We start from the raw sequence: 25183 nt of genomic DNA on the forward strand, positions 1-25183 counted from the left end.
TAACTGCATATGCATGAAACGACAAAAATAAATCAATACCATTCGATTTGTGAAACTATCATTGCCATCGCGCAGCGCCTTCACCAACGTAACATGCTTGCTGCTGCCGATGGCAACATTTCCTGTCGCGTGAATGAAAATATGGTATTAATAACGCCTTCAGGTGTTGCAAAAGCTTTTATGAAACCTGAGGATATGGCACTGATAACCCTGGACAGTCAAACCCTGCAAGGAAAGGCTTCCTCGGAAAAATTCATGCATTTGGAAGTCTATCAACAATGCCCTGAAGCCAAAGCGGTCGTCCACGCGCATCCACCGACAGCGATTGCCTGGTCTATTGCCAGGCCCGATTTGGAATTTTTGCCCTCTCACGCAATGAGTGAAGTCATTCTCAGTTGTGGCGACATCCCTTTCGTCCCTTATGCACGACCAGGAACACAGGCCATGGGCGACAATTTAAAACACTTTCTCCCACAGTACCGGGCACTGATTCTATCACGGCACGGTGCACTGGCTTGGGGAGAAAGTCTTGAAGAAGCCTGGAGAGGCATGGAACGCATTGAACATTCCTCGGAGATTCTCTGGAAAGCAAATACATTGGGAACATTAACCTATCTTCCTGACGACGAAATTTCCGCGCTCAGAACAATGCGTAAACATATCGGAAATCAGTTACTGTGACATTGCTCATGATAAAAAGGTTGCCTGAAAAATTGACAAGGCTGAAATTGTCAAAACCTGTTTCCGCATTTACTGTTTATCAGCTCAGGAGAATTAAACCGTGACCCACCTGGAATCGTTAGCACTGCGTTTTACCCATACCCCAGATAAGACAGAATTATGGGTTCTGGATCAGACTGTACTGCCTTTGAAGGAAGATTGGATTCTTCTTGATACAGTGCATGAAACCATTGCCGCCATCAAAGCCCTAAAAGTGCGTGGCGCACCTTTGATCGGCGTTGTCGCGGCACTAAGCCTGGGACAATCGGCAGTAAAAGGATCTACGCTAAAACAATTGCAAGATGAGGCGCATGCGCTATATAACGCGCGACCGACGGCTGTCAATCTGATGCTGTGCATGAATCGTATGATCGCAGGCATACAGTCAAAGAAAACGTCCGGGGCGATACTGGACATTGCCATTGAAATTTATAATGAAGACGTTCAACTCTGTGAGGATATTGCGAGTAACGGCGCTGCATTGATTCAAGATGGAGATAATATCCTGACGCATTGCAATACCGGCAGTCTAGCCACAGCAGGCATCGGCACAGCACTCGGCGTTATCAGAAAATGTCACCAGCAAGGCAAAACGATTCATGTATACGTGGACGAAACCCGTCCACTACTGCAAGGCGCCCGATTGACCACATGGGAATTAAAAAAACTGGACATCCCTTATACACTCATTACCGACAACATGGCCGGACACTTGATGCAGTTGAATAAGGTGCAGAAAATCATTGTCGGTTGCGACCGGATTGCGGCAAATGGCGATTTCGCGAACAAAATTGGCACCTATGCGCTGGCCGTTCTTGCGCAATACCACACCATACCCTTTTATGTTGCCGGCCCCTATACCACCATGGACTGGCATTGTGCAGATGGTAATCAGATACCGATTGAACAACGGAACGCAAGCGAAGTATCTGGGGTCAAAGGTGTGTTCGGTCAAATATTATGGGCCGCGCCGGACTCACCGGTTTACAACCCCGCTTTTGACGTAACACCAGCAGAATTGGTGACTCGTTGGATACTCAATTGCGGCGTCTTTGCCAAAGCGGATTTTGAACAGGAAAGCATCCGGCATCGTATTCCATGCCACATCTGAAGAAACCGGCTGGGTAAGCATACAACTGACTGGTACAATAACATATCTTCAGCATAGAATTGATCGCGACACCAAGCAGACAGGGCGCAATGACGAACACTTTTAAAATGTTTAATACAGTTTCCTTGCGCGTCATTCAATTACTTTTATATTTCAAGCAGACCCAAACACGGATGAACCATATATTCTAATTCAATTGGTTGCTGTTTATCATGGATACCCAATCTTTCTCCGGGAACGAATCGATTCCTCTGAGGGCACTGATCAATTTTGAACAATCGGGCAGACCGCTGGATTCCGAACTGGATGCATTGCTTCATACCGCATCGTTGGTATGCGAAACACCTTTCTCGCTGATAAACCTTGTTGATTCCGAACTACAGTGGTTTAAGGCTAATGTCGAATTCGCTTGCGATGCCGATGTATTGCACAAAATGGCCCTTATCACCCATGGCATCCATGATGGCGGCATTCTTGAAGTGGAAGATATCACCAATGATCCTCGATTTCGCGAAAACCCTATCGTTTACTCGAACCATGATTTCCGATTTTATACCGGCATTATTCTGCGTCTTAGCGAGAGCGCCAATGTTGGCACACTTTGCGTTATTGACAATAAACCACGCCGACTGAACGCCAAGCAACGCAAGATACTCTTCAATCTGGCCGAAACAGCAACAACAATCCTGAACCAACGACGGGCACAATTGGCTCAAGCGATTGCCTTGAAACATGCGCATCTGGCCAGTCAACAATCCGAAAGCGAGACCCGTTTTCGTGAACTCTGCGAAGCGTTACCGATAGGCATCTTTTCTACTGATGTACACGGCAGCTGCACTTACACCAATGCCCGCTGGCAAGAAATTTATGATTTCACACTTGAACAAAGTCTGGGCGACAGTTGGCAGGATGGAATCCATCCTGACGATAAGGCGCATGTTTTTTCTGTATGGAAGTCCCATGCAAACATGGGAATGGAATTTGATCTTGAATTTCGCATTATCAATAAAAAAGGTGTGGTCCGATTCGTGCACGCCCGGGCAAAACCGATTATCTCGGCCGAGTCGATCATCACGGGATTTGTTGGTTCATTGGAAGATGTCACTGAGCACAAAATTCTGATGCAAGAAAATAATGCATTGCTTAATACGATTCGCACACAGTTTATTATGTCCATCACCAATGCAAAAGGAGAAATTACAGAAGTCAACGAAAGCTTCTGTGCAATCAGCCAGTACAGTCGCGAAGAACTCATAGGCTCGAACCACCGTATTATCAATTCAGGTTTTCATTCACGTGAATTCTTTACCGAAATGTGGCGGGATATTTCCGCAGGCAAATCCTGGCGGGGTGAAATTTGCAATCGCGCAAAAGATGGATCACTTTACTGGGTGGATAGCGTTATCACACCATTCGTGAATGCTACGAGTAAAATAGACCGCTATATTTCCATCCGCATAGACATTACCGAGCGGGTAAATCAGCGCTTGGAAATTGAAGAAGCCCATAACCGCATAGCACTTGCCACCGATAGCGGGGAAATTGGCATTTGGGAATATAACATTACCGAAGGCACTTTAAAATGGGATGAGTGGATGTATAAACTCTACGGCCTACTTCCAACCAACCAGACTGCAGCCTATGATTTATGGGTAAAGCATGTCCATCCGGATGATCGGGCCAATGCGGAGAAAGCTATCGAGAAAGCGATTGTCGGTATTACACCATTCAATACCGAGTTCAGAATCGTTTTAAATGACGGCAGCATCCGCCACCTCCGCGCTGCTGCACGGATAAAGCGCGGTCAGCAAACCAAGACGCTGAAAATGATTGGCGTCAGTTGGGACGTGAGCCGGCTGCGCATACTGACTGAGGAGTTGGCCGAACAACGCGAATTGTTGCATATAACACTGAAGTCTATCGGCGACGCCGTCATTACAACCAATGTTCAAGGCAATACTGAATGGATGAATCCCATTGCCGAGCGCATGACCGGCTGGACCAATGAAGAAGCAAAAAGACTTCCAATCACTCAGGTTTTTCGTATCATCAACGAAGAAACTCGTCTACCTATGAAAAGCTCCGTTACTCTTTGTATAGCAGAACGAGAAGTGACTAATTTTACCGATTCCACGGTATTGATTTCGCGTAATGGAAATGAATACGGTATTGAAGATTCCGCTGCGCCTATATGTAATGCGCGAGGCGAATTGCTCGGAGCGGTACTCGTATTTCGAGACGTTACTGAAAAGCGCCGCTTAAATAGTGAAATCAGCTACCGGGCTACGCACGATACACTAACCGGATTGATTAATCGCGCAGAATTTGAAACTCGCCTGCATCTTCTATTACAAAGCACGCATAAAAATAAGATGCAACACGCGCTGATGTATATCGATTTAGATCAATTTAAAGTGGTCAATGATACTTGCGGCCATACGGCCGGCGATGTATTACTGCAACAAATAAGCCTGTTATTAAAAAAAACCGTGCGCGCCAACGATACCTTGGCAAGACTGGGCGGTGACGAATTCGCAGTCATTCTGGAACACTGCACCGCCATACAGGCGCAACGTGTAGCCCAGCAAATATGCGACAAAATGGAAGATTTCCGTTTTCAATACACTTCCCATCGATTCCGCATCGGCACCAGTATCGGATTGGTCACGGTAGACAGTTGCTGGCAGACTGCCGCAGAACTCATGCAGGCGGCAGACACATCATGTTACGCTGCAAAAGAAGCCGGACGCAACCGCGTACACATCTGGTTCGATAGCGATCAAGTCATGCAGGCGCGACAGGTTGAAGTACAATGGGCCAGTCGTATCGAGTGCGCGCTTGATGAAAATCGTTTTCAATTGTATGTGCAACGTCTCGACGATTTATCCGATGCGAACAACGGAATTCATGCAGAAGTATTGCTCCGCATGGAGAACCCTGACGGCACCCTGGCGCTACCCGGCGCTTTTTTCCCCGCTGCGGAAAGATACCATTTGGCTTCCCGTATCGATCGCTGGGTTTTACATCAAGTTATCAACTGGCTTTCCAGGCGCGCTAAAGCGGCTAGCGCTATCAACATGCTCAGCATCAACCTGTCTGGACAATCCATCGGCGATCGCATTTTTCATCGCCAGGCAATAGAAATGTTGAATAAAGCCAAGCAGGCCATATGCTCAAAAATCTGCCTGGAAATTACCGAAACCGCCGCCGTAACCAACATGGCCGATGCCTCGCTATTCATAGAACAAGTTGGCCGGTTAGGCGTACGTGTAGCGCTCGATGATTTTGGCGCCGGTGCTTCGTCCTTTGGTTATCTAAAACACTTTCCCATTGATATCTTGAAAATCGATGGTCAGTATATTAAAGACATAGTGAGCAATCCACTGGACGACGTTGCAGTTCGCTGCTTTATTGATGTAGCCCGCATAGTTGGATTGAAAACAGTCGCAGAATTTGTAGATAAACCGGAAGTATTAACGCGTGTGCGCGAACTCGGCATCGACTATGCTCAAGGGTTCCTATTGCATAAACCGGAACCTATAGATTCGGCTTTATCGGGGGCAGGAAAATAACAATCAATGCTATCTGCGCAAATGTTTTCTCAGTATCAGTAAAGTCAAAGCCCTGACACATTTTTCTGGGTATAGCACTTGCCATCAAGCTCAAACCAGAACCGGCACCACGTTGCCCAGAGTGTGATTTGAGTGATAAATGGCGGTCACGATTGCATCGTGTTCATTGCTGACCAGCATTGGTCATTTTAGAAAATTCAGATCGCTCCTGCCAGACCGCCCAGTAAAATGTAGAAAAAACCCGGAATCGGAATAGCATGTCAAGGTGTTCAGAATACGCAAAACAGTTAACCGATCAGACCATCTTCAAAACTGACTCTAAAGAAAAACAAGCTATCCGCCGATTTTGCAGTATCCATAATAAAATCAGATTCGTAAACCGATGGAAATTAATCACGCACACAACGCCTTTCATCAATCTTTTGCTTTTAACAGCGTTGCCAGCAATCCATCACGAAATCATAGCGACGAAAAGCCTCGGCCGGAGCAGGATGTCGCCAACGAAGCCACCCCAAACGGAACTGCCGCAACTTCCGCTGCGCAGCAGAATCCAGAAATTCTTCAACAGATCAGTGAATTACGAACTCGCGACCAGGAAGTACGTACACACGAACTTGCTCATTTGGCTGCTGCTGGCGGAATTGCAAAAGGCGGCCCAACGTTTGACTACCAACGCGGACCTGATGGCAAACTTTACGCGGTAGGCGGCGAAGTACAAATCGATACTTCTGGGGTACCTGGAGATCCCGAAGCCACATTACAAAAAGCGGAACAAATCCAGCGCGCAGCACTCGCCCCTGCTCAGCCATCTTCCCAGGATCGTTCAGTAGCGGTGGCCGCAGCTGCAATGGCGGCTGAAGCTCGTGCAGAAATATCCAGCCAAAATTCAGAAAGAAACAACCATGACAAAGCAAGTAACGGTCATTCACCTGATAATCAACGCATTATCAATCAGGTTAACGAAGCATACGCCAACAATTTTGAACAGAATCAATCGGGAAAATTGCTTGATCTGATCGCATAAATGCTTGGTAATTTAACCTGCATTATCTCCGATCCAAAATCCTTTCCTCTTCTGTTAACCGGTGTTTATAGATCATCGATTGCATTTAAGTATCGAAATTGGAAGTGCCGCGAGTTACATTCATGCGGTTAGCCCGAATGATTAGGCGGCATCAGCAAGTTGTCTGGTTTTTTCGGCAACATGACCAATTTCTTCGACAATTGTATTGACCTTATCCAGATCGACATGGATACTTTTCCATTCCTGTTCGGTAACTTCCTGAGCCGTATGCTCCGTAATACCGAAGTTTGGAAGCAATTTTTCGGCAATATTAACCAGACTGACAAGCGGTTGACCGATTTGCGCCTGCTCATTTTCCGGCATGTGGTGGAAACGCATTACGGCAATAATCTCTTCTGGCAATCCCCAATGCTTGCCAAGCTGGGCGCCGATTTCACCATGATGTGTGCCAAGTAAATTGTTCTCGATATCCAGCAGGGGCATGCTTGTATCCGCATTCAGTTTTTCATAAAGCGCATTGCTGATACCGATATCGATATAATTTAGCACGTAATATCCAATATCATGTAATAGTCCGGCAAGAAATATTTTTTCTTCCATTGGCCGCTTACGTGGCAGCATATACCGTGTAATAATGCGCATAGCATTCGCGACGGCCAAACTGTGTACCCATAAATCCGCAGATTTTAACTTACCCTCGGATTGCTTTGTCAATGACGATAAGGTTGCCATGCTGACAGCAATTGCTTTGACCTGTGTCATACCCAGCCTCATGGTGGCATCTCTCACAGAATTGATACTACCCGGCGCTCCAAACAACGCTGTGTTAGACAGCCCGATAATTTTTGCGGAGGTTTGCGGGTCCTGCGCAATTAGCTTAAGCAGTTCAGCCTCGCCATGATCAGTATTGAGCGGTAGCGCAAGTATTTTTTGCGCAATCGCCGGCATGGCGGGAAGTGAGTCTATACACGCAAGAAAATCCATTTGATTGCCGTCGCTAGACATGGGCTTTATCCTCCAGAATATGTTTAGGCCTGATTTCTCGAAATATCACGTTTTCGTATTAGCCGTTTTTCGACAGACAGAGTGGTTAAGGAATAACGCTGTTTAGGAGTTGTCTGAATTGATAACGTTTAAGTATTTGATGCATTATGGCATTGTCTAAGTCGCTATCAATTTCCACATTGTTTTCCAATTTTTATGGCTCAGTTCAATTTAAATTTTTAGATCTGCGTCGCCATATTCGAATTGGAACCAATGCAACGAATTATAAAGTTTCCGGGCAACTGCCATTAACCAGAATAAGCAGTAATAAACTGGTGATATCTGCAAAATAACGGTGTATCAAATTAATGCAGATCAGTGGAAACAAAAGACAGCAATTTGAATATACGAGTAGCTGCTGTTATTGACACGAGTAGTCACCTAATCATGTTTGAACTGGCGCTCAATCTATCAACGGAGCAATTTGATTCAGAAAATTGTCTTTGCGTGTTCGGCGTGTCACAAAACTGTCGACCAGCCCCAAACCAATGAAAAGTAACATTATGAATATAAATAATATTTATACATACTTGTCTGACACCATTTTTACCGTGCAATAGACTCTACATATTTCATTTAGAATGGTACAATTCCCCGAAAGAACTTGCTTAAAAAATATTACCCATAAATAACAATAATAAAAGGGGTCAATTGTGACTAATATTCTTGTACTCGTTTTTGCTCTACTGGCTTCATCCGCGCTCCAAGCAAAAGATGATGTTGTTCCACTAGAATATCTAAATACGCTAGTCAGCGAAAGTACCACTTATGAACCCACAAGTGGAATTGTTTGTTTTCCAGTTGAGGCCATGTTTGAAGAGCCGGAACTGTTTGATGTCTGTCTGGAACATATTCCTTCTGAAAACATATTCCAGCTTAAAAATGCAACTCACCTTGCACAGTCTGTAACAAATATTGCTGTATTTAACAAGAATAATGACAACATACTGCTTTTACCACGGGTTAGGATCAATGGTAATGGCGTTTATGTCAACGTACGGCTTAAATTCGATCCGGATCACAATCAGTTTTTCTTGCTTGGCGTTGAAAAATTCCTCACTTCCGAAGCAGAAAGTAATGAATTTAACAATCCTGCGACTGAAACATTCAAAGCAACATTATCAAGTGTGGAACAGTCCGTAGCAACAGGTATACAAGATTTTTCCACCTCACAAACAATTACTGATTATGCCAAAGCAAACAATTTGGATCGCAATGTCAAAGCAACAAAGACCGGCACGGTAACCTGCCCCAGCAAATATCCGATGGGGAATGGACTGGGTGAATCGTTTCTTCATATATTTAATAACACCTGCTACTCATGCCCGGAGAATTACAATAGAACAGCTGATCCGAATGTAGAAGGTTCAGGAGCTTGTGCTGATACAAATATCTATGCGACTGCCACTAAACATAGCAGAGCCACCGGACTTATAGGTACAGACTGTCCCAGCGGTCAATTCTGGAATATTGGTGACGGCTTTTGTTATTCCTGTCCTGCTTCATACAATAGAACGGTTTTTGCAGTTGATTCACCCCAGGCCTGCGAAAGAAGTCCCCTTTATACAGCTGCCACAAAAAGGGGGGCGCCAGGCTGTCAGGAAGGATCTTTTCAACATTTTCTCAGCAACTCCTGTTATTCCTGCCCAGAAAATTACAACAGAAGTACCTCTATTAATCTTGCTGGCGATTTAGAAAATGACCCGAACGCCTGCGAATTAAATACGGAAGGTCTTTTCCTTGCATCTCACCTTGAGGAGGCACAAAGACTGTTGAAGGAAAATGCAGAACTGATCAACAAAGCCATGGAAATTCTCAATAACTTTAAGCAGCTTGGGTATCAAAATGAGATTAAGAACGCATACAATGCCAACCGCCCTCTCCAGAATCATGTCATGCAGGAAACAGGCATGTCTGAGTTACGCGGCTCAAACAGTACCTGGCCTTGGCTAAGATCTTTCTCAATTTCATTGGGTGCAGATGCATCCTATTATCGTGGAGCTAACGGATCGGTTGGGATAAATATTGATCAAACTGACGGTCCTGGTGCGCCTCCAAGTAAGCCCTTCTTATCTGTAGGATTATCTCTTGGGCCGTCGATAGGCTTGGATGGGGAACTAGGTTTCAGTTATTGGGGTGTTGACTATGATAAAATCGGCGGACCCTCACATGGTGTTGCTTTACAAGCCACCGCAGGAGTTGGTGGAAGTGTGGTTTTCTGGTGGAATCCAGATGATGGGTCATTCCTGGGGTTCACAGTTAGTGTTGAGGGTGGCGGCAGTGTCGGTGTAGAGTATGACCTAGCATATACCTTTCAATAATACCAATGTGACTGGCATGGTGACTGTCAGAGCTTGGCGGTCACCATTATCTGACTTAATTGAGAACGCCCCCTAGCTCTATCCCCTTTGACTCCCGAGTCTTTTATGCTAGATTGAAAAGTTTAATCTTTTGCTTTCTGACATCTTTTTATGAAAAACCCTATCAAGATTGTTATCTTTGGACAATATAAAACTGGAACCACCGCTCTTTTTTACAAGATCCGCCCGTCGCTTCCAGAAAACTGTCGGGAGCTCTTTGAGCAAACAGTGTATAAAGAAGAATCAGGCGATAACAATCGTTATGTATTAGCCAAAACAATTCTGGGCTTACCAACGCCCGACTTCAATCCTGATTATTATTCTTTTTTTTGTTTTGATAAAAAATTATTATTGATAAGAGACCCACGGGATTGGTTAATCAGCAGTCTTTTATTTCTTATTCAACAAGAAAGAAACATTTGGGCAAACGATGCCAATCTAAATTATTTGATCGGCTTGTTTGAAGAAAAGGAAAAAAATCCTCACGCTATTTCAGTGCGTTCATTACTGGAAGCAGTGATAACTACAGGCAACTTTCCGCCTCTCATGCATACAATGAAGTATCTTGAAGATCGGTTTGCATGGTTACTCTCATTCGAATTATTGTTGGAAGATTATCTTGTTGTCCGTTATGAAGATCTGGTTGATGATACCCTCGGTGAAATGGATCAATACCTTGGCCTGACCAGTAAAGGAGAAGCAATCGTTCCAGAAGTATACAGCCACGTTCCAAGAACAAAGCACTACGGCAATTGGCGGCATTGGTTTGTTAAAGAAGATTGTGATTTCTTTCGCCCTCTGTTTCAGCCGTACATTAAACACTATAGCTATCCATCCGCTTGGGAAATTTCAGAAAACCCGGCGATCAATCCTGAGCACTGTAGCGCTTATATCCGCCGAGTTACTGCCCGACGTAGAAGAGAACTCTGAACAGGCTTTTGCACAGAAACCGACTGACAAACCAAAGTAAGCGTTTAGCCCTACCATCTAGAAAGCAGATCACATTCTGGTTAACTTCAAATATTTATTGGAGGATAACCAATGACAACCCAAGAACAACAGATACGTCATATCAAAGCATGGCAGGCGAGCGGTTTGTCGCAAGTGGCTTATTGCCGTGATCATGGATTGAACAGCAAAACATTTGGAAATTGGTTGCGGACTTTTCGTGATGTGCAGAAACACAATCAACGGACTTCGTTGATACCGGTAACGATCAAGACAACAGTGCCGGCATTAGATCATTTGAAACTGCGTTGTTCAGGGTATGCGTCCGGCACGGCCATCTAGAATTTTTCTCGTTTTAATGCCTCGATAAATTCCGGCGCGAGTGGCAACAACTCATCGATACGGCTATTAGGCCAGGCTGGAAGTTTGTCGAGTGTTTCTTTGAGCCATGCGGCTGGGTTGAGGCCGTTGAGTTGTGCGGTGCCAAGCAGGGTTTGAATAGTGGCAGCGCGTTGACCGGCACGTTCAGAACCGACAAAGAGCCAGTTTTTCTTGCCGACAGCTATGGGACGAATGACATTTTCCGCCGGGTTGTTGTCGATCGGTAGGTGGCCGGTGTGTACGTAGCGTACTAGAGTAGGCCAGCGTTTGAGTGTGTAGTCGAGTGCTTTGGCGGATGCGCCGCCGTTGGCAGTTTGCATTCGAGTTTGCATCAGCCAGTCGTACAAGGCATCGAGTGCCGGCAGACTTTTCTGTTTTCTCAGCTGTTGACGCGCTTCGATGGTCAGCTGTTTGCCTTCGGCCTCGATTGCGTACAGTTCGCCGATACGCTGCAATGCTTCAAATGCCATCGGACTGTCATTGGCCTGATGCAGGTCGAAGAATTTGCGCCTGGCGTGTGCCCAGCATGCCAGTTCAATGCAAGGCGACTCTTCTCGAGAGAACAAGGCTTTGTACCCGCCATAGTCGTCGACCAGCAAATGACCTTGCCAGTTTTGCAGAAAGTCTTGCGTATGCCGGCCACTGCGACTTATTTGATAATCAAAGACAACAATGCGCGGCCCGGGATCGAGGTCATTGCTGCGGTAGACCCACAGGTAGGCTTTGCGGGTTTTACCGTTGCCGGGTTCCAGTTGCGCAACCGGTGTCTCATCGGCGTGAAGGGTGTTTCCTTGCAAAAGATGCCATTTCAGTTGGTCTGCCAAGGGTTGCAGCGCAACACCGGTACGGCCGACCCATTCGGCCAATGTGGAACGCGAAAGTATAACTTGTTCACGTGCAGCCATCTGTTCCAGGCGATAGAGCGGCAGGTGATTAAGGTATTTGTTGCTGATCACCCAGGCCAATAACCCCGGTGACGCTATGCCGCCGTCAATGACTGCCGGTGGCACCGGTTCTGCGGTGACGGTTTCGCAGGCCTTACATGCATATTGCGGACGAATGTGACGATGGACAAAGAATTTGGCCGGTTCTACGTCGAGTTGTTCGGTGACGTCTTCACCGATTTTGAGCAGCGTGTTGCCGCACTGTCCGCATTGGCAGGATTCCGGTTCATGGCGGTGTTCGATGCGTGGCAGATGATCAGGCAACGGTTGGCGGCCTGCACGGGAACGCGGCGGTTTTGCCGGTGTTGTTTTTACAGCCGGTTCAATCTGCTCGATTTCGGTATCAACGGCTGCAATATCAGCCAGCACCGATTCTTCAAATAAACTGAGCTGCACCACTGACAACGATTCATTCTTCTTGCCGAAACGGATGCGGCGCAAATGCGCCAGCTCCATGGTCAATGCCTCGATCTTGCATGCCTGTGCACGAATCTCTTGTTGCGCCTGATCAAGTAATGCTTGAACAATACCGGTGACCTGTTGTTTGGTATCCGCATCAAGGTTTAATTGATCAAGCTGCGCCAGTGATTTCATGGCTGTTATTATACCAAAAAACCAGCCTAACTTGCTGTAAATATTGAATTATCAGACTGATTTTATGCGCGCAAATGAGCAGGTGGCAATGCCGATAAACGCTGCCAGTCCACACCTGCTGTCAGCCATTGCCACTGTGATTGACTCAATTCAAAACAACGATCTCCCAGCTTCGGCCACACAAACCAGCCCTGATGCAAACGGCGCTGACATAACCAAACGCCAGTGCCATCCCACAACAACACCTTCATCCGGTTGCGTGCGCGGTTGCAAAATACAAAAGCTGAACCCGCACAGGGTGAATGCCCCAATGCCTGTTGGACAATAAGCGACAATCCGTCAATACCCCGGCGCATATCCACAGGCTCCACAACCATCCAGATTTGTCCAGAATGCGCAATCAATCCAGACATCTCAACAATTCACCGAGCCATTGTGGTGATACATCTGCCGGCAGTTCGAGTGTATGACCGCCTGAACAACGCAGTTTCAGATAATCCGATGGTGTTGTGGTTGTTCTGATCGTCACCGGTATCAACGAAGTTCGTTGATTGTCTTTTTGCACATCACGATAAACCCGTAGCCAATTCCCAAATGTCTTGCTGTTCAATCCATGATCACGGCAATAAGCCACTTGCGACAAACCGCTCGCCTGCCACGCTTTGATATGACGTATCTGTTGTTCTTGGGTTGTCATTGGTTATCCTCCAATAAATATTTGAAGTTAACCAGAATGAGATCTGCTTTCTAGATGGTAGGGCTAAACGCTTACGATACATCTGCCGGCAGTTCGAGTGTATGACCGCCTGAACAACGCAGTTTCAGATAATCCGATGGTGTTGTGGTTGTTCTGATCGTCACCGGTATCAACGAAGTTCGTTGATTGTCTTTTTGCACATCACGATAAACCCGTAGCCAATTCCCAAATGTCTTGCTGTTCAATCCATGATCACGGCAATAAGCCACTTGCGACAAACCGCTCGCCTGCCACGCTTTGATATGACGTATCTGTTGTTCTTGGGTTGTCATTGGTTATCCTCCAATAAATATTTGAAGTTAACCAGAATGAGATCTGCTTTCTAGATGGTAGGGCTAAACGCTTACTGTTCAGGCGGTCATATACTTGAATTACCAACAGATGTATCCCCGCAATGGCTCGGTGAATTGTTGAAATGTCTGGATTGATTGCCCATGCCGGACGCATACAAACCAAAGACGTTGCATGGCGTATGAAATTGAACAGTGTGTTCAAGCGCAGTCAAACCGGGAAACAAGTACTCATTCTTACATTTTCTGGTCGTCTTGGACAGCAAAAACCCAGATAATCACTATGAATATCATATACTTGACGATACTTTAAGGGCCGACTAAGCAGATGCAATAATTGACACAGATTTCACTGGTATTATCGAGGCCACAGAAAAATATCATACATTTAAATGACTTGTAATTCTTTGCGGATTTGTTTCATTTCAGGGTGAGAGATACCTGCACGTTCAAGTCGATTAAAATCGTTTATTATAATTTCATTCCAGGTTTTTCCTGTATTTTTAATAATTTTGCCTTTGTGTTCGCGATAAACAGCAGTGGCTTCATTTTCATAACCCAGAAATAATAATGCATGTGCATAGTTCGTATAAAGCGGCAAGTAGTTTGAATCGAGTTCCAGTCCTTTCTGAGATGAAGTTAGCGCACCTTGAAAGTCACCGGCAAACAATTGATAGAAAGACAGACTAACGTACTCACCGGGTAATTTATGAATATTGGATTTTTTATGTTGTGCTAATTCTGTAATTTTATTCTTTTGTTGAGTGACAATTTCAAGAATAATTTGGTGAGCCTTTGCTGTAATTCGAGAAGGGACATCTGGCAGTCGTTCAAATATCGAGTGAATTGTTTCGTAGAATTTAAATGTGGCAGATGACGTTACCTGTGCCAACGATATTAATTCTTCTGCAATGCTTATACTATGCGCTTCATTCATCTTAGAGGTTTCTTCAAGTAATGCAAGCAATTGGTTAACTTCATCATCGACATTTTCTATGTTAATAGCCTGAATTATTTCGAGATAAAGATTCTCGACGAAATGATTAAATCGACCACTATTACGCGCAATCTTAAAGATGTCTAAAGGAAGATTTGCCGCAACGGGACGATCACCTAGCATATCAATCTTTCCCGTATTTTCAATTTTAAATTTGGCATGAAAAAGCGCATTTGAATAATTAACCGTTGCAGTTGCGTACCAATTGTCCGTGTTTTCTTCACGCCAGATGAAAACAGGGCGTATCAGGTTGCTGGCCGCCCGAATTTTTTCCTCTGCAGGCACTTCTTGGGACCAGGGGATTTCGTCAATAGATTCTACCAGGAGGAAAGAACCCTCATCGCCATGTACAAAGGTTGTAAAAAAACGCAAGTAAGCTGCTACCTCGTCAATCGTATTCAGTTGTACTGGAAAAATTGCATTTGCTTCATGGATGGGGGGTGACGTACCATCAAGCTCTAATAACTTATCTGTTTGCTCTGATTCCAGAAAATAACTGGTGCGTAAACGATCTTCCTTGTCTAAGGACTCTATCGTTAGCAGTTTCCCTGAAGAGTAAAAGGGCAGTTGCGTGTAACGTATACGCAAAACTTGCGCATTAAGGCGCTTTGAATAAGGCTGAACTTGTTCATTTTCAAGCGTATAAGACCATGGGGCGCTATAAATGGGAGTGGCTTGCCAACCAAACGGTATATTACTTTGACGATTGTCATTGTCTCTCCTGGACGGAGCGCTAATGTCGAGCGATTTCAGGTCAGGAAAATATGTTGAAAGGGAATAATCGCCACTGTTATTAGAAACGGTCATAGCACTGAGTTCTTCCATTGCTTTTGAAGATAACTCTAATATATTGTTGAGCTGTTTTTGTGACAAGTATAATTCTGAATTCGGCGTATCGAGACTAATACTATGATTCTCATTTTCATCAGATAGGCCGTTACTGGCGAGAACTTCTTCCATAGCTTTTTTTGCAGCTTTTAATGCATCATGACTGTCTTTCCAGAATCGCAATATATCTTCAGGATATGTTACAGATTGTTTCCCGGTTTCAGGATCAAAAACCGAAAAAAGTAATTCTGCCGACTCAATTACTCCAGGCCAGTCCGAAAGTATGTTTTGCAGTTTAATCAGACGAGTAATGCCGTAAATTGTATTGATGATATTGCTCTTATTGTCTGGATACAGTTTAGCCTGTTGCAGACCGAACTGCACAAGGTTTTTGTATGTCCCAATTGCTTCTTTATGACGATCAGACTGAGAGTAGAGATTACCCCGTTGTGCTAATAGCCAGGTTTTGACACTTATTAACGCTGAATTGTTGAGATTATCAAACTGTTCCTCAGCAGCGTAGGAATAGGAGATTAATTTGTCATTTACTTCAGAATTGTTCGTTGTCAAAAATAATGCGGCCTGGTATATCCAATACCGCTGAATTGAGAGATAAGCACTATCCGCACCGTTAGCCCCCAGTTCGTCAAGCAGTGACAAAATTTGCTCAACCATCGATAACGCTTCGGTAATCGTTTCCAGATTGGTATTATCTTTTAACTCACTTATTTTCCAGTAATAAGCTAATATTATTCTGTCATCTAAATCGTTGTGTCGAGTAAACTGCGAACGGTAAGCATCTATCCTAGCCATCAATCTTGCAAAAGCGGTATCAAACGCATTTCTTTCCTTTGCAAACCGTTCAAGCCGGAGTTGAACTGAATCTGCCCGTAGCGCTAACGTAAGTGGAAGATAAGGGTGCGGTGTATCTCGTCTCAAGGTTAAACTCAAAGACCGGGCCGTCTTTAAATCAAACTTGGCCTGAAGGCTGTCTCTTTCTTCTGAGAATTGAGCGCGTGACAGCAGAATTCTTCCCAAATGAAATCGATATAGCAGATTGTCTTGATTTTTTTGTACCAAGCCGGAGAGAATGTTAACCGCAATGTTGTATGAAGCCCGAACTTCATTTATTTCATTTGCATCCTCGTGCATGTCTGCTTTGATTTGATGACTCAAGGCGTTATAGAACCGCCAGTGCTGGTCATTATTATTTTGAAAAAATGGTAATGCTTGTTCGAGATCGCTTCTGAATCTCATATACACTTCTTTTGAATTAGAAATCTTAAGTTGTGATGCCAAATTGCGATCCAGAATATTCAGATTAAAAAGTTCGGTATATAAGCCTCGTTTAATTTCAGGGTATTTTGTTAAAGCAGTGCGTGTTAATAATGTTCTAATCTGGTTTTGCGCGGAAGCTAGAAGTTTTAAAAAATCGTCTATTTTATTTTCAGAGTAGAAAGTTTGAATGCGAATACGGCTCAGGCGTTGCGCTAATAGCGTTAACGATGTTTTGTCTACATCATCTATAGGATTATAAAAATCAATAAGCTGTTTTGCTTGGTCAAGTGATTGGTGTGCTTTGACATAGTCGGCTCTATAAAACATGGCCTCTGCTTCAAGAAGCATCACCTGAATTTTTATGAGTGTCGGTTCGCTGTTTTCCTCTTTTAAAGAATTTTTGGCAAACAATAACTTTTTCGCAGCAACAGTGCTTTTAGTGGCGCGTTCAAAATATCCCTGTTCAAACTGGATAATGGCGCTTTTTGCTAAAAAAAGTGCTTCCTGCTGTTGCAAAAAATCGGAATTCTTGGCATAGCCTTTCAATTCATCGAAGCTTTCTTCCAACCGGTCTATAAGATACTGCTTGCTGGTTATTGACATATTACCAGTATTTTCAAGCTCAGTAGCGATATCCACTGCTAATGTAGCAGCTTTTCTGGTTTGTAATTCTTGCTCGAATGATTGATAAAGATACGCACTCGCACCAAGTCCGACGACAACCACTATGACAGCACCTATCCGTAGCATGGCTTTACGAAAACGCTGCTGCCGACGATATGATTCTGCATGACGCTGGACAACCGGGGTTAGTGCATCATGGCTGAGTTCCAGCCATGTAATTTCATCGATTTTATCCCGTTGGATAATTCTTCTGTTAATCAACGTTGAAATTGCATTTCTGGATATTCCATGGCGTTCAATAGCATCTTCTTCGGCTATGCGATTCCGGGCGCCGGATGCTGTAATAAAGTGTTTCTCAATGAAACGACGAATATTCGAATCCAACCCTTTTAATCCAGACTCATAAAATTCCGAGAGAATATCTTCCGGACGATACTGCAACAGTAGCTCCGAAGTAATCTTGTCGTTATTTGCATGAATCCGATGATTATTTAATTCCTGCAATATAACGCTAAGAAGGGTGGGTTCAATCTGTTGTATTCTAAAAAACGGGTTTTGAATACCGATCGGAGATATTTTTTGTGCAGAAGAAATAAAATCAATAACTTGAAAAGCAACATCAGTATCGATCAAGTGGCCGCCAGGTTCTAGGATGACGCTCATGGCTTGTTCGGCAGTCATCGGCAATAGACGGAACCGATTAAGCATAATGGATCTTAGTTTTTCCCGTAAGCCTTCCAGGTCCACCAAGTAGTCTTCTCTGAGCGAAAGAATAACCCGATAATCTATCCGATCCAGATCGTAGTTCTTTGCCAAGCCCTTTTCAGCTCTGAAACGCTCGCGCAAAGTCGCTGGGGGTCTATTCTCGATTAAGTCTTCCAGTTCAGTCAGAAAACTTAAACAACGCGAAGTCCGCACTGGGTTTTCCTGCCCAACTGTAAGAATCTCCTCAAACTGATCAAATATCAGAACTGGTTTTAGCAATTGATTGTCTTGATCCCACCAGTCGTTATTTTTTTTATGGAAATATTCCCATAAGGTTTCTTCTCGAATCGGATAAGGAGCTTCAATACCATCTGATGCTATAGCCTTTTCTATGAAAACTTCTACCTGATCTTCTAAGGGGAGCGTTTCTTCATAGTGATTTAGACGAATATAAACTGGAAGAAAACCTGATTTGCGTAACATCGGTGATACGCCAGCCCGAAGAATCGAGGTTTTTCCCAGGCCAGATTTTCCATACAATACTGTGAGTGTTTCTTGTCGTACTATACGAGATAAATCTTCAATTTCTTGCCTTCTGCCAAAAAAGTATGCAGCGTTGTCTTCAGTAAATGCTTTCAATCCGGGCCACGGATGATCCCGATTTAAATCAGTGTTGGTCGAATCCATTTGTATTGTCTATTTCATCATTAACTGTTTTATGCCATGAAACTGTGAGCCTTATCATAAATGTCTCTAACAATTTCAATGAATTCTTCAATTGATTCATCGCTGGACAAGCGATAAAATTGATAACGCTTAAATTCATCTGGTACGGCTGCTTTATAAGGGTCGATGTCTCCCAGCACAACAGGTAACAAAAAATTGCGATCCGAGCCAGTAAAGTCGGGCAACCTTTTTATTGCCAGACTCCATTCTTTTCTGAAAAATCCCTCATTGCGGGATTCTGTTGTAACCGAGATTAAAGGAATGAAGAGGGAACAGGTGTTGATATATCGTTCTATTTTTCGTTGGTATTCATCACCAGCCTGGAGTTGATCATGATCAAGCCAAACACTGATTCCAGCATTTTCAAGTGCTTTCTTTAATGATATTGCCGATGAACAATCCTGTGAAATACTGCCATCAATTTTGCTGGCGCAGTAACTTATAAACACCGCATTTCGTGGCATGGGTGTGTCAATGAGGCTTGGGTTTGATGTGCTATGTGACGAGTTATCCTCGCGATACTTTTCTTGCCATTTTTCAGATAGATCAAGAGTAAATTGTATTGGATCTTGTTCTTCTACTAATTCTGAATTAGTGGTGAACCGACGTAAAAAGAAATTTAGGATAGGGTTGTCGGTTATTTCATGGCCTGCAAAATATTGTTTGGGTATATCCCGGTGATCCAGTGAAACTCGACGCATCATCCGTAAAAAAATACGAGTGAGCCAGTCTGGAAATTTGTTTCCAATCATGATCAATGGTCGGTCCTGTAATTCCTGTAGAATTCGCTTTGGGCAATATTCGGATGATTGAAGCGCATGCATATACTCAACTTTGTCTCCTTCAGTCAGTGCAAATTGAAGGGGACACTTGTAACTGCCAAATAATTGTAATACAACAGGATAGCCACTTTTTAAAGCGTCTGAGATTTCTTGGTCATTTGGAATATTTTTCGGCGAATAGATAATTACCCGCGTCAGGTTTCGGCCGTCAAATCGCTCCTGATTGAGTGCCCGCTCTAACAAGTTGTCGAAAGTAGTGCTTACAAATAAATTGAAATGTTTGATTTTTGCAAGCTCACTCAGTACATTAGGAATAGCAGGATTTAAGGACTCATACTCATCTCCTATTTCTTGGTATATGTCGTATGGGTTACTCCGAAACTCTGGGTGACTTCGCACCGTGGAACTTAAGTCTAAAGACTGTTTGTCTAATCCATTATAGTTCGCATAACGTAAAGCAAGTTCGTTATAAAGATAGTTTTCTGTAGGAGGCGATAAGAACAACAGATCTTCACCCACAATAGGAACAACATTTCCTTTTGAAATGAGCGCAAGCAGCTGATTCCAGAATCTATTTTGTTTCCGATCATCCATTCTTGTTTCCGCCAGACTAAGTATTGTTTATTAAATAGAGCTGTATTTTTCCCACACTACGGATTGAGTGTAAATCACATAGAAATAGTTGATTGATTCTTTTTACATAAAATAAGAACTGGGTGATAGCATTTGATATCTTGCAAAGTTTAGTCCCATAAAGGACATCAAATAATATGATTTATTAATATCGTAATTATGAACTATCCAAATTTATAGTTGCTTAACTGTGTTAATCTAATTTTGTTGTCTTGAACAAAATAATTCGTTTTTATCCGGGTGTCTCTAGGGGGCGATGGTTATAGATCATCCTCCAAGCTCCAATGTCATGCGCCATAATATCCGCGCATGTTTTAAATCGATTGCCTACAGCAGATAGATTTATAACACGATTTTCATTATCCAAAATTTTACAAATTTCTTCCAGTTGTGATTTGGTAGCAAGAGAACGTGCGGCAAAAGCCTTAAAATCTCCTTGATATCGTATACCACTTAAAGCAGCAGCGAATGAAGGACAAACAGCCGCAAAATACGTAAACGTGTTTTTAAGATTTTTAAGCAAAGACGCATAATGTTCAGGGATATCAGATAGGAATTGCCAATATAGAAACAAAAAAATCAGATATATGCCACATATCCAAAAAGTAGCCCAGAACAGCCCCTCACCACATTTGTGCAGCCTATGGTCTAGACTATTTAACTTAACATAATTGTATTCGTTATAGAATATCTGACCATTGGGTCCCTTCAGTTCACTTTCCGTCATGGTCTTTTTAATTTCTTTAATATAATTTTTGTCGACTCTTATGTTTGGAATGGCTAACTCTCGGAGTATGGCACGTATGTACCACTCTGTCATTCGCTCTGACGGAGTCTCTCCTGTAACAGAGCGCCGGACACCTCCTGCTGAACGGCCAGCTAAAGTGAGAAAACGAGCATGGCGAAGTTGCTCAGCAATCATTCGTGCATCTAAAAACCGTTGATGCCAATGATTCTTATTGCCCTTATTCAAGATTTGCGTTATTGATAAAATTATCAATAATTCTATTATGGTCCATACGCCCTTTAAGAACCAGTCAGATGAAAAAATAGCCAACAAACCAACAGCTATTGCAACGCCAGCCATTAAGAACATTGCTATATAGGAACTTCGATATTGATTTGCACAGAAAACAGCTTCAGCATCAATGATATTATGATTTAAATGTAGGCGATCCTTTACCTGACTTTTTAAAAGACCAGTTTCAGGGCAATCAAAAAAACGTTTCCAATCATCTGTTTCATCAGGCTCTTCTGTATTTGATTTATAAGGGCATTCCTTATTAGCAATTACGTCTCGAAATTTTTTATACAACTTTCCAAAATTACAGAAAATCTTATCAACTTTACTTTGATCAGTATTCTCCAAATGCTCTTCTTTAAAAAACCTTTTGAGAAGTTTGTTCGCCTCTTTGTCTATTTCTTCTTTTAATCCTGGTGGCGCGATAAGCCGTCTAATTTCATCATTTAATTTTTTGAAATCATAAATCGATTCTTCAGTAATAGGAACAAAACCTTTGGCCAGGCCATATTCATAGCACCAGAAGCTTGGATAGTTGTCCGTGTCGGATTGAATCCAAACGATAGGTATGCCTCTAGCTTGCGCCTTTTCCACAATAGCGCAAGTACCACCGCGTGAGCACGGATTACCGTCCCAAACTGCAATTAAAATATCTATATTTTCAAGCATTAAAACCCCTGCAGATTCATACGCTATTGCGCGATTATCCTTAGGTCCATCTAGCTCGAAAACCGCTGCTACATTTTCATTATCCAGAAGATTGTTAAATTCTGTGAGTGATTCTTCAGAAAAATCCTTTCTATATTCATCTTTGGAAAAAGGTAAGATGCATTCTAGGGTGTAGGGAGTGAGCTTCTTACTGTTTTCTGGGTTTTTATCTAATTGAATCGCTATTTTTGCAGCTTCCTGATCGACTCCTTCTGCAAGTGCGGAAAAAAAGCGAAATTGTGGTGGAGATTTGCTATAGAACATATCAAATTCTGGATAAATATCTTCGATAATTATTCCTTGAAGTGCTTCTAGTGTTTCTCTGATTTGTTGACTTACTCTCTTTATTTCGCATAAAGGATATCTTAATACATCATTATTCTTGTCATCATCTTTACTTTTTTTGCTTGTATGACGATGTCCAGTAATGCCTACGCGCAAAGTCAAATGTGGCTTGAGAGGTGTCATAGGTTCTGAATTATTCATGTGGTTTTCTAGGGATTACAAAAAAATAGTTGTAATGTGTCATAACAAATTTTAGCAAAGATTTTTATTGACAATCTCGGTTTATATAAAAAGCTTAGTTTTCGTGGTATCGACTTCAGCTGTTATATTTGATATCACTGCTGACCCGTTAACTGATGAACAAGGAGGCCCGATTCAACCAAAATTGTTACAATACGATTTTTTCGATAACTTATTGAATAAGATTGCATAATCAGGCAATGGCACAGTTATCAGGCCGTCTCAGCTTACGCGAAATTGTTGGAAGCATGAGTGCACAAGCACGCCGTCTTTATCTTCTTGGCAGCGCAAAACTGGCACGCTCCAATCTTGCCCGCATGAATGAAAATAAGCCCTATAGCTTGAATGAAGCGTTGTTTGGGAAACTGTTACATCACTTTGATTGAACGAATCAAACAGGCTTTTGCACAGGAACTGACTGCCAAACAGCATGCACATGACTCAATATTGTAGACAAAAGCGTTGCATGGCGTATGAAATTGAATAGTTTGTTCAAGCGCAGTCAAACCGGTCAACAACGATTTTGAGCGAAATTAGAATTTGGGTAATGCGTTATCAATATTCTTGCACATTAATTTCCGGATTCTCTGGATTTGGCGTCTTCATTCACCGGCGAACTATTGATAATAGTTCTGTATGTTATTTTATTTCCTCAATCATTACGGCTGTCTTGCCGAGTAAGTTAATTACCACAGTTTTTCCGATCAAGTTTATAGCGTACAACACCTAAAGAAAATGAAAAATAACGAACATCCACCCGGCGAGTCTATAACAGACTTCGATTTTGAAAAATGGTCTCATATTGCAAAAACTGATCCAGAAAAATTTGAATTGATGCGCCAGCAATTAATTGATGATTTGTTAGCGCAAGTCCCGGATCACCTCAAGCAACGCATTACACAACAACAGTGGCAAATAGATCAAATATGCAAGCAGGCGGAAAATCCATTGGCTGCCTGTAAACAGATTTCGCAAAAAATGTGGGATAGCGTTTATGGAGAAAATGGATTATTAACTGCACTACAAGCGCCTGAAAAAATATTGCTATCGCGAAAAAATAATAATACTGAAAATGTTATTCATTTAAAAAAATACAAATCTACCCGCAAACCTGTGGATTAACCCACTGCCTAAAATTACTGACCGGAATGTCCTAAAAAGAAGCCGCATACGCTCTCACGATAATCAGGCGACCTATACAACCATTTATGTCGCAACACTGCTTTCCACATCATAGTCATCAACATTAACTTCCACACCAGCCAAGTCAAAACATTCTCTAGTGCAAGGCATTTCAATAAAAGCCATCATCGATTAAACCTATTTATAATCAATTAGTTGATATTTTTAAAATGATTGCTTGCCAAATTAACGGGTAGAAAAGTTGTTTTTTTTCTACATTGAATTCATCACGACACACTGATAATGCGTCAATAAAAATTTGGAAGTGTAATGGCTGAAGACAGTGATTTAGAACGTACCGAAGAGGCGACGCCCCAGCGAATACAGAAAGCGCGAGAGGATGGCCAGGTTGCGCGTTCTCAGGAATTGACAACGTTTACCTTATTGATAACGGCGGCTTCGGGTTTAATCTTTATGGGCAACAGTCTGATTGAAAAGCTGCTGAACATCATGCGCGAAGGTATGCAAATGGAACGGCAGTTGGCGTTCCATACGGACTTGATGATTAATCGTTTTTTTCAATTGGCAGTTGAAGGCCTATTGTCCTTAGGACCTTTGTTGATCTTGCTGATTATCGTGGCTTTTTTTTCGCCGATGCTACTCAGTGGCTGGTTATTCAGTACTAAAGCACTAATCCCGGATTTTAAACGGCTCAACCCGATTTCGGGGTTTAGCCGGATTTTTTCAGCGCACGGTTTGACGGAGTTGCTGAAAGCCGTTGCCAAAACCCTGGTTGTCGGCAGTGTAGCAGCGCTCGTTATCTGGGGTAATAAGGATGCTGTACTGGCATTGATCGCGGTCCCGGTTAGTTCTGGCATCACACGTACGGGTGAATTGTTGGTGCTGAGCTTTTTACTGATTACCGGTGCAATGATTCTGATTGTAGCGATTGATGTGCCCTTTCAGTTGTGGAGCCATGCCAAAAAACTGCGAATGACAAAAGAGGAAATCCGCCGGGAATTTAAAGAAAGTGAAGGTGATCCTCTCGTTAAAGGCCGCATCCGCAGTCTGCAACGTGAAGCCGCCCGGCGGCGGATGATGTCTGAAGTACCCGAAGCGGATGTCATTGTGACGAACCCAACACACTATTCAGTTGCGCTACGTTATAAAAGCAATTCGATGCGTGCCCCTATAGTAGTCGCCAAAGGCGTGCATTTGCTGGCAGCGAAAATCAGGGAGGTCGGTGAGGAACATCATGTGCCTATACTTGAGGCACCGCCGTTGGCACGTGCGCTGTATCACCACGCCGAACTGGATACCGAGATCCCTGAGAAACTATATACCGCTGTAGCAGAAGTCCTGGCATATGTTTTTCAGCTTAAACGATATCAGGATTATGGTGGCGATATTCCGGAGCCATTGGGAAAAATCGCCATACCACAAGAATTGGAGATAGCCTCACCAGGTAATGAGGAATAAGAAAGGAATT

19 protein-coding genes are annotated in these 25183 nt (G+C 43.2%); 11 read left to right on the top strand and 8 right to left on the bottom strand.

The genetic code is table 11. From position 1 onward, the window contains the following. The first annotated feature begins 9 nt into the window (after positions 1-9). The 4 genes from MRK00_01515 to MRK00_01530 all read left to right on the top strand — a co-directional run bounded on the left by MRK00_01515 (position 10) and on the right by MRK00_01530 (position 6427). Complete coding sequence (locus MRK00_01515; protein ID MDR4516064.1) at positions 10-681, top strand: class II aldolase/adducin family protein; 672 nt, start codon at positions 10-12, stop codon at positions 679-681. Between the two features lie 100 nt (positions 682-781). Continuing rightward, the gene (mtnA, locus tag MRK00_01520) at positions 782-1831 is read left to right on the top strand and encodes an S-methyl-5-thioribose-1-phosphate isomerase (protein MDR4516065.1); all 1050 of its coding nucleotides are present in this window, start codon (positions 782-784) and stop codon (positions 1829-1831) included. A 212-nt stretch (positions 1832-2043) separates the two neighbouring features. Then, positions 2044-5403 carry an EAL domain-containing protein gene (locus MRK00_01525; protein MDR4516066.1) on the top strand — a complete coding sequence of 1120 codons (3360 nt, stop codon included), beginning with the start codon at positions 2044-2046 and terminating at the stop codon, positions 5401-5403. Positions 5404-5785: 382 nt separating this feature from the next. Continuing rightward, positions 5786-6427 carry a hypothetical protein gene (locus MRK00_01530; protein ID MDR4516067.1) on the top strand — a complete coding sequence of 214 codons (642 nt, stop codon included), beginning with the start codon at positions 5786-5788 and terminating at the stop codon, positions 6425-6427. Positions 6428-6568: 141 nt separating this feature from the next. On the opposite strand, the gene MRK00_01535 is transcribed toward MRK00_01530, so the two are convergent. Then, positions 6569-7432: an HDOD domain-containing protein gene (locus MRK00_01535; GenBank protein ID MDR4516068.1), complete on the bottom strand. Its 864-nt coding sequence runs from the start codon at positions 7430-7432 to the stop codon at positions 6569-6571. A gap of 692 nt (positions 7433-8124) precedes the next feature. Here MRK00_01535 and MRK00_01540 point away from each other — a divergent pair. The 3 genes from MRK00_01540 (at position 8125) to MRK00_01550 (ending at position 11121) form a co-directional block, all read left to right on the top strand. Continuing rightward, entirely contained in the window at positions 8125-9792 is a 1668-nt protein-coding gene (locus MRK00_01540; protein ID MDR4516069.1) for a hypothetical protein, read from the top strand. A gap of 150 nt (positions 9793-9942) precedes the next feature. After that, positions 9943-10761 (top strand): hypothetical protein, encoded by an 819-nt coding sequence (locus MRK00_01545; GenBank protein ID MDR4516070.1) that lies wholly within the window; start codon positions 9943-9945, stop codon positions 10759-10761. Positions 10762-10872: 111 nt separating this feature from the next. Beyond that, a complete protein-coding gene (locus tag MRK00_01550) occupies positions 10873-11121 on the top strand; it encodes an IS66 family insertion sequence element accessory protein TnpB (GenBank protein MDR4516071.1) in 249 nt (82 codons plus the stop codon). Here the strand turns inward: MRK00_01550 and MRK00_01555 are convergent. The 4 genes from MRK00_01555 to MRK00_01570 form a co-directional block, all read right to left on the bottom strand. Then, positions 11118-12698 (bottom strand): IS66 family transposase, encoded by a 1581-nt coding sequence (locus tag MRK00_01555; protein MDR4516072.1) that lies wholly within the window; start codon positions 12696-12698, stop codon positions 11118-11120. The two genes, MRK00_01550 and MRK00_01555, sit on opposite strands and share 4 nt — an antisense overlap. Before the next feature lie 62 nt (positions 12699-12760). Further along, positions 12761-13111, bottom strand: a complete 351-nt coding sequence (gene tnpB, locus MRK00_01560; GenBank protein MDR4516073.1) for an IS66 family insertion sequence element accessory protein TnpB — start codon at positions 13109-13111, stop codon at positions 12761-12763. Next, the gene (locus MRK00_01565) at positions 13099-13395 is read right to left on the bottom strand and encodes an IS66 family insertion sequence element accessory protein TnpB (GenBank protein MDR4516074.1); all 297 of its coding nucleotides are present in this window, start codon (positions 13393-13395) and stop codon (positions 13099-13101) included. The genes tnpB and MRK00_01565 overlap by 13 nt, the downstream gene beginning before the upstream one ends. 71 nt (positions 13396-13466) lie before the next feature. Further along, a complete protein-coding gene (locus tag MRK00_01570; GenBank protein MDR4516075.1) occupies positions 13467-13727 on the bottom strand; it encodes an IS66 family insertion sequence element accessory protein TnpB in 261 nt (86 codons plus the stop codon). Between the two features lie 143 nt (positions 13728-13870). Here MRK00_01570 and MRK00_01575 point away from each other — a divergent pair, with 143 nt between their 5' ends. Continuing rightward, the gene (locus tag MRK00_01575) at positions 13871-14023 is read left to right on the top strand and encodes a hypothetical protein (GenBank protein MDR4516076.1); all 153 of its coding nucleotides are present in this window, start codon (positions 13871-13873) and stop codon (positions 14021-14023) included. Positions 14024-14133: 110 nt separating this feature from the next. Here MRK00_01575 and MRK00_01580 read toward each other — a convergent pair whose 3' ends face one another. The 3 genes from MRK00_01580 to MRK00_01590 form a co-directional block, all read right to left on the bottom strand. Continuing rightward, positions 14134-18864, bottom strand: a complete 4731-nt coding sequence (locus MRK00_01580; protein ID MDR4516077.1) for a hypothetical protein — start codon at positions 18862-18864, stop codon at positions 14134-14136. A gap of 29 nt (positions 18865-18893) precedes the next feature. Then, entirely contained in the window at positions 18894-20279 is a 1386-nt protein-coding gene (locus tag MRK00_01585) for a TIR domain-containing protein (GenBank protein MDR4516078.1), read from the bottom strand. Positions 20280-20550: 271 nt separating this feature from the next. Then, the gene (locus MRK00_01590) at positions 20551-22533 is read right to left on the bottom strand and encodes a hypothetical protein (GenBank protein ID MDR4516079.1); all 1983 of its coding nucleotides are present in this window, start codon (positions 22531-22533) and stop codon (positions 20551-20553) included. Positions 22534-22772: 239 nt separating this feature from the next. Here MRK00_01590 and MRK00_01595 point away from each other — a divergent pair, with 239 nt between their 5' ends. From MRK00_01595 to flhB, 3 genes are all read left to right on the top strand, one after another. Then, entirely contained in the window at positions 22773-22958 is a 186-nt protein-coding gene (locus MRK00_01595) for a DUF4372 domain-containing protein (protein MDR4516080.1), read from the top strand. A 349-nt stretch (positions 22959-23307) separates the two neighbouring features. Further along, positions 23308-23694 carry a DUF3135 domain-containing protein gene (locus MRK00_01600; protein MDR4516081.1) on the top strand — a complete coding sequence of 129 codons (387 nt, stop codon included), beginning with the start codon at positions 23308-23310 and terminating at the stop codon, positions 23692-23694. A gap of 330 nt (positions 23695-24024) precedes the next feature. Then, complete coding sequence (gene flhB / locus MRK00_01605; protein ID MDR4516082.1) at positions 24025-25173, top strand: flagellar type III secretion system protein FlhB; 1149 nt, start codon at positions 24025-24027, stop codon at positions 25171-25173. Positions 25174-25183 lie beyond the last annotated feature (10 nt).

This window comes from Nitrosomonas sp. (assembly GCA_031316255.1).
Lineage (GTDB): Bacteria > Pseudomonadota > Gammaproteobacteria > Burkholderiales > Nitrosomonadaceae > Nitrosomonas.

Bases quoted from the DNA above. Each gene is read 5' to 3' on its own strand.
- MRK00_01525 (MDR4516066.1), top strand. From the start codon at position 2,044: ATGGATACCCAATCTTTCTCCGGGAACGAATCGATTCCTCTGAGGGCA.
- MRK00_01535 (MDR4516068.1), bottom strand. From the start codon at position 7,432: ATGTCTAGCGACGGCAATCAAATGGATTTTCTTGCGTGTATAGACTCA.
- MRK00_01555 (MDR4516072.1), bottom strand. From the start codon at position 12,698: ATGAAATCACTGGCGCAGCTTGATCAATTAAACCTTGATGCGGATACC.
- MRK00_01570 (MDR4516075.1), bottom strand. From the start codon at position 13,727: ATGACAACCCAAGAACAACAGATACGTCATATCAAAGCGTGGCAGGCG.
- MRK00_01580 (MDR4516077.1), bottom strand. From the start codon at position 18,864: ATGGATTCGACCAACACTGATTTAAATCGGGATCATCCGTGGCCCGGA.
- flhB (MDR4516082.1), top strand. From the start codon at position 24,025: ATGGCTGAAGACAGTGATTTAGAACGTACCGAAGAGGCGACGCCCCAG.
- tnpB (MDR4516073.1), bottom strand. From the start codon at position 13,111: ATGTCTGGATTGATTGCGCATTCTGGACAAATCTGGATGGTTGTGGAG.
- MRK00_01545 (MDR4516070.1), top strand. From the start codon at position 9,943: ATGAAAAACCCTATCAAGATTGTTATCTTTGGACAATATAAAACTGGA.
- MRK00_01600 (MDR4516081.1), top strand. From the start codon at position 23,308: ATGAAAAATAACGAACATCCACCCGGCGAGTCTATAACAGACTTCGAT.
- MRK00_01590 (MDR4516079.1), bottom strand. From the start codon at position 22,533: ATGAATAATTCAGAACCTATGACACCTCTCAAGCCACATTTGACTTTG.
- MRK00_01565 (MDR4516074.1), bottom strand. From the start codon at position 13,395: ATGACAACCCAAGAACAACAGATACGTCATATCAAAGCGTGGCAGGCG.
- MRK00_01530 (MDR4516067.1), top strand. From the start codon at position 5,786: ATGGAAATTAATCACGCACACAACGCCTTTCATCAATCTTTTGCTTTT.
- MRK00_01585 (MDR4516078.1), bottom strand. From the start codon at position 20,279: ATGGATGATCGGAAACAAAATAGATTCTGGAATCAGCTGCTTGCGCTC.
- MRK00_01575 (MDR4516076.1), top strand. From the start codon at position 13,871: ATGTCTGGATTGATTGCCCATGCCGGACGCATACAAACCAAAGACGTT.
- MRK00_01595 (MDR4516080.1), top strand. From the start codon at position 22,773: ATGGCACAGTTATCAGGCCGTCTCAGCTTACGCGAAATTGTTGGAAGC.
- MRK00_01515 (MDR4516064.1), top strand. From the start codon at position 10: ATGCATGAAACGACAAAAATAAATCAATACCATTCGATTTGTGAAACT.
- MRK00_01550 (MDR4516071.1), top strand. From the start codon at position 10,873: ATGACAACCCAAGAACAACAGATACGTCATATCAAAGCATGGCAGGCG.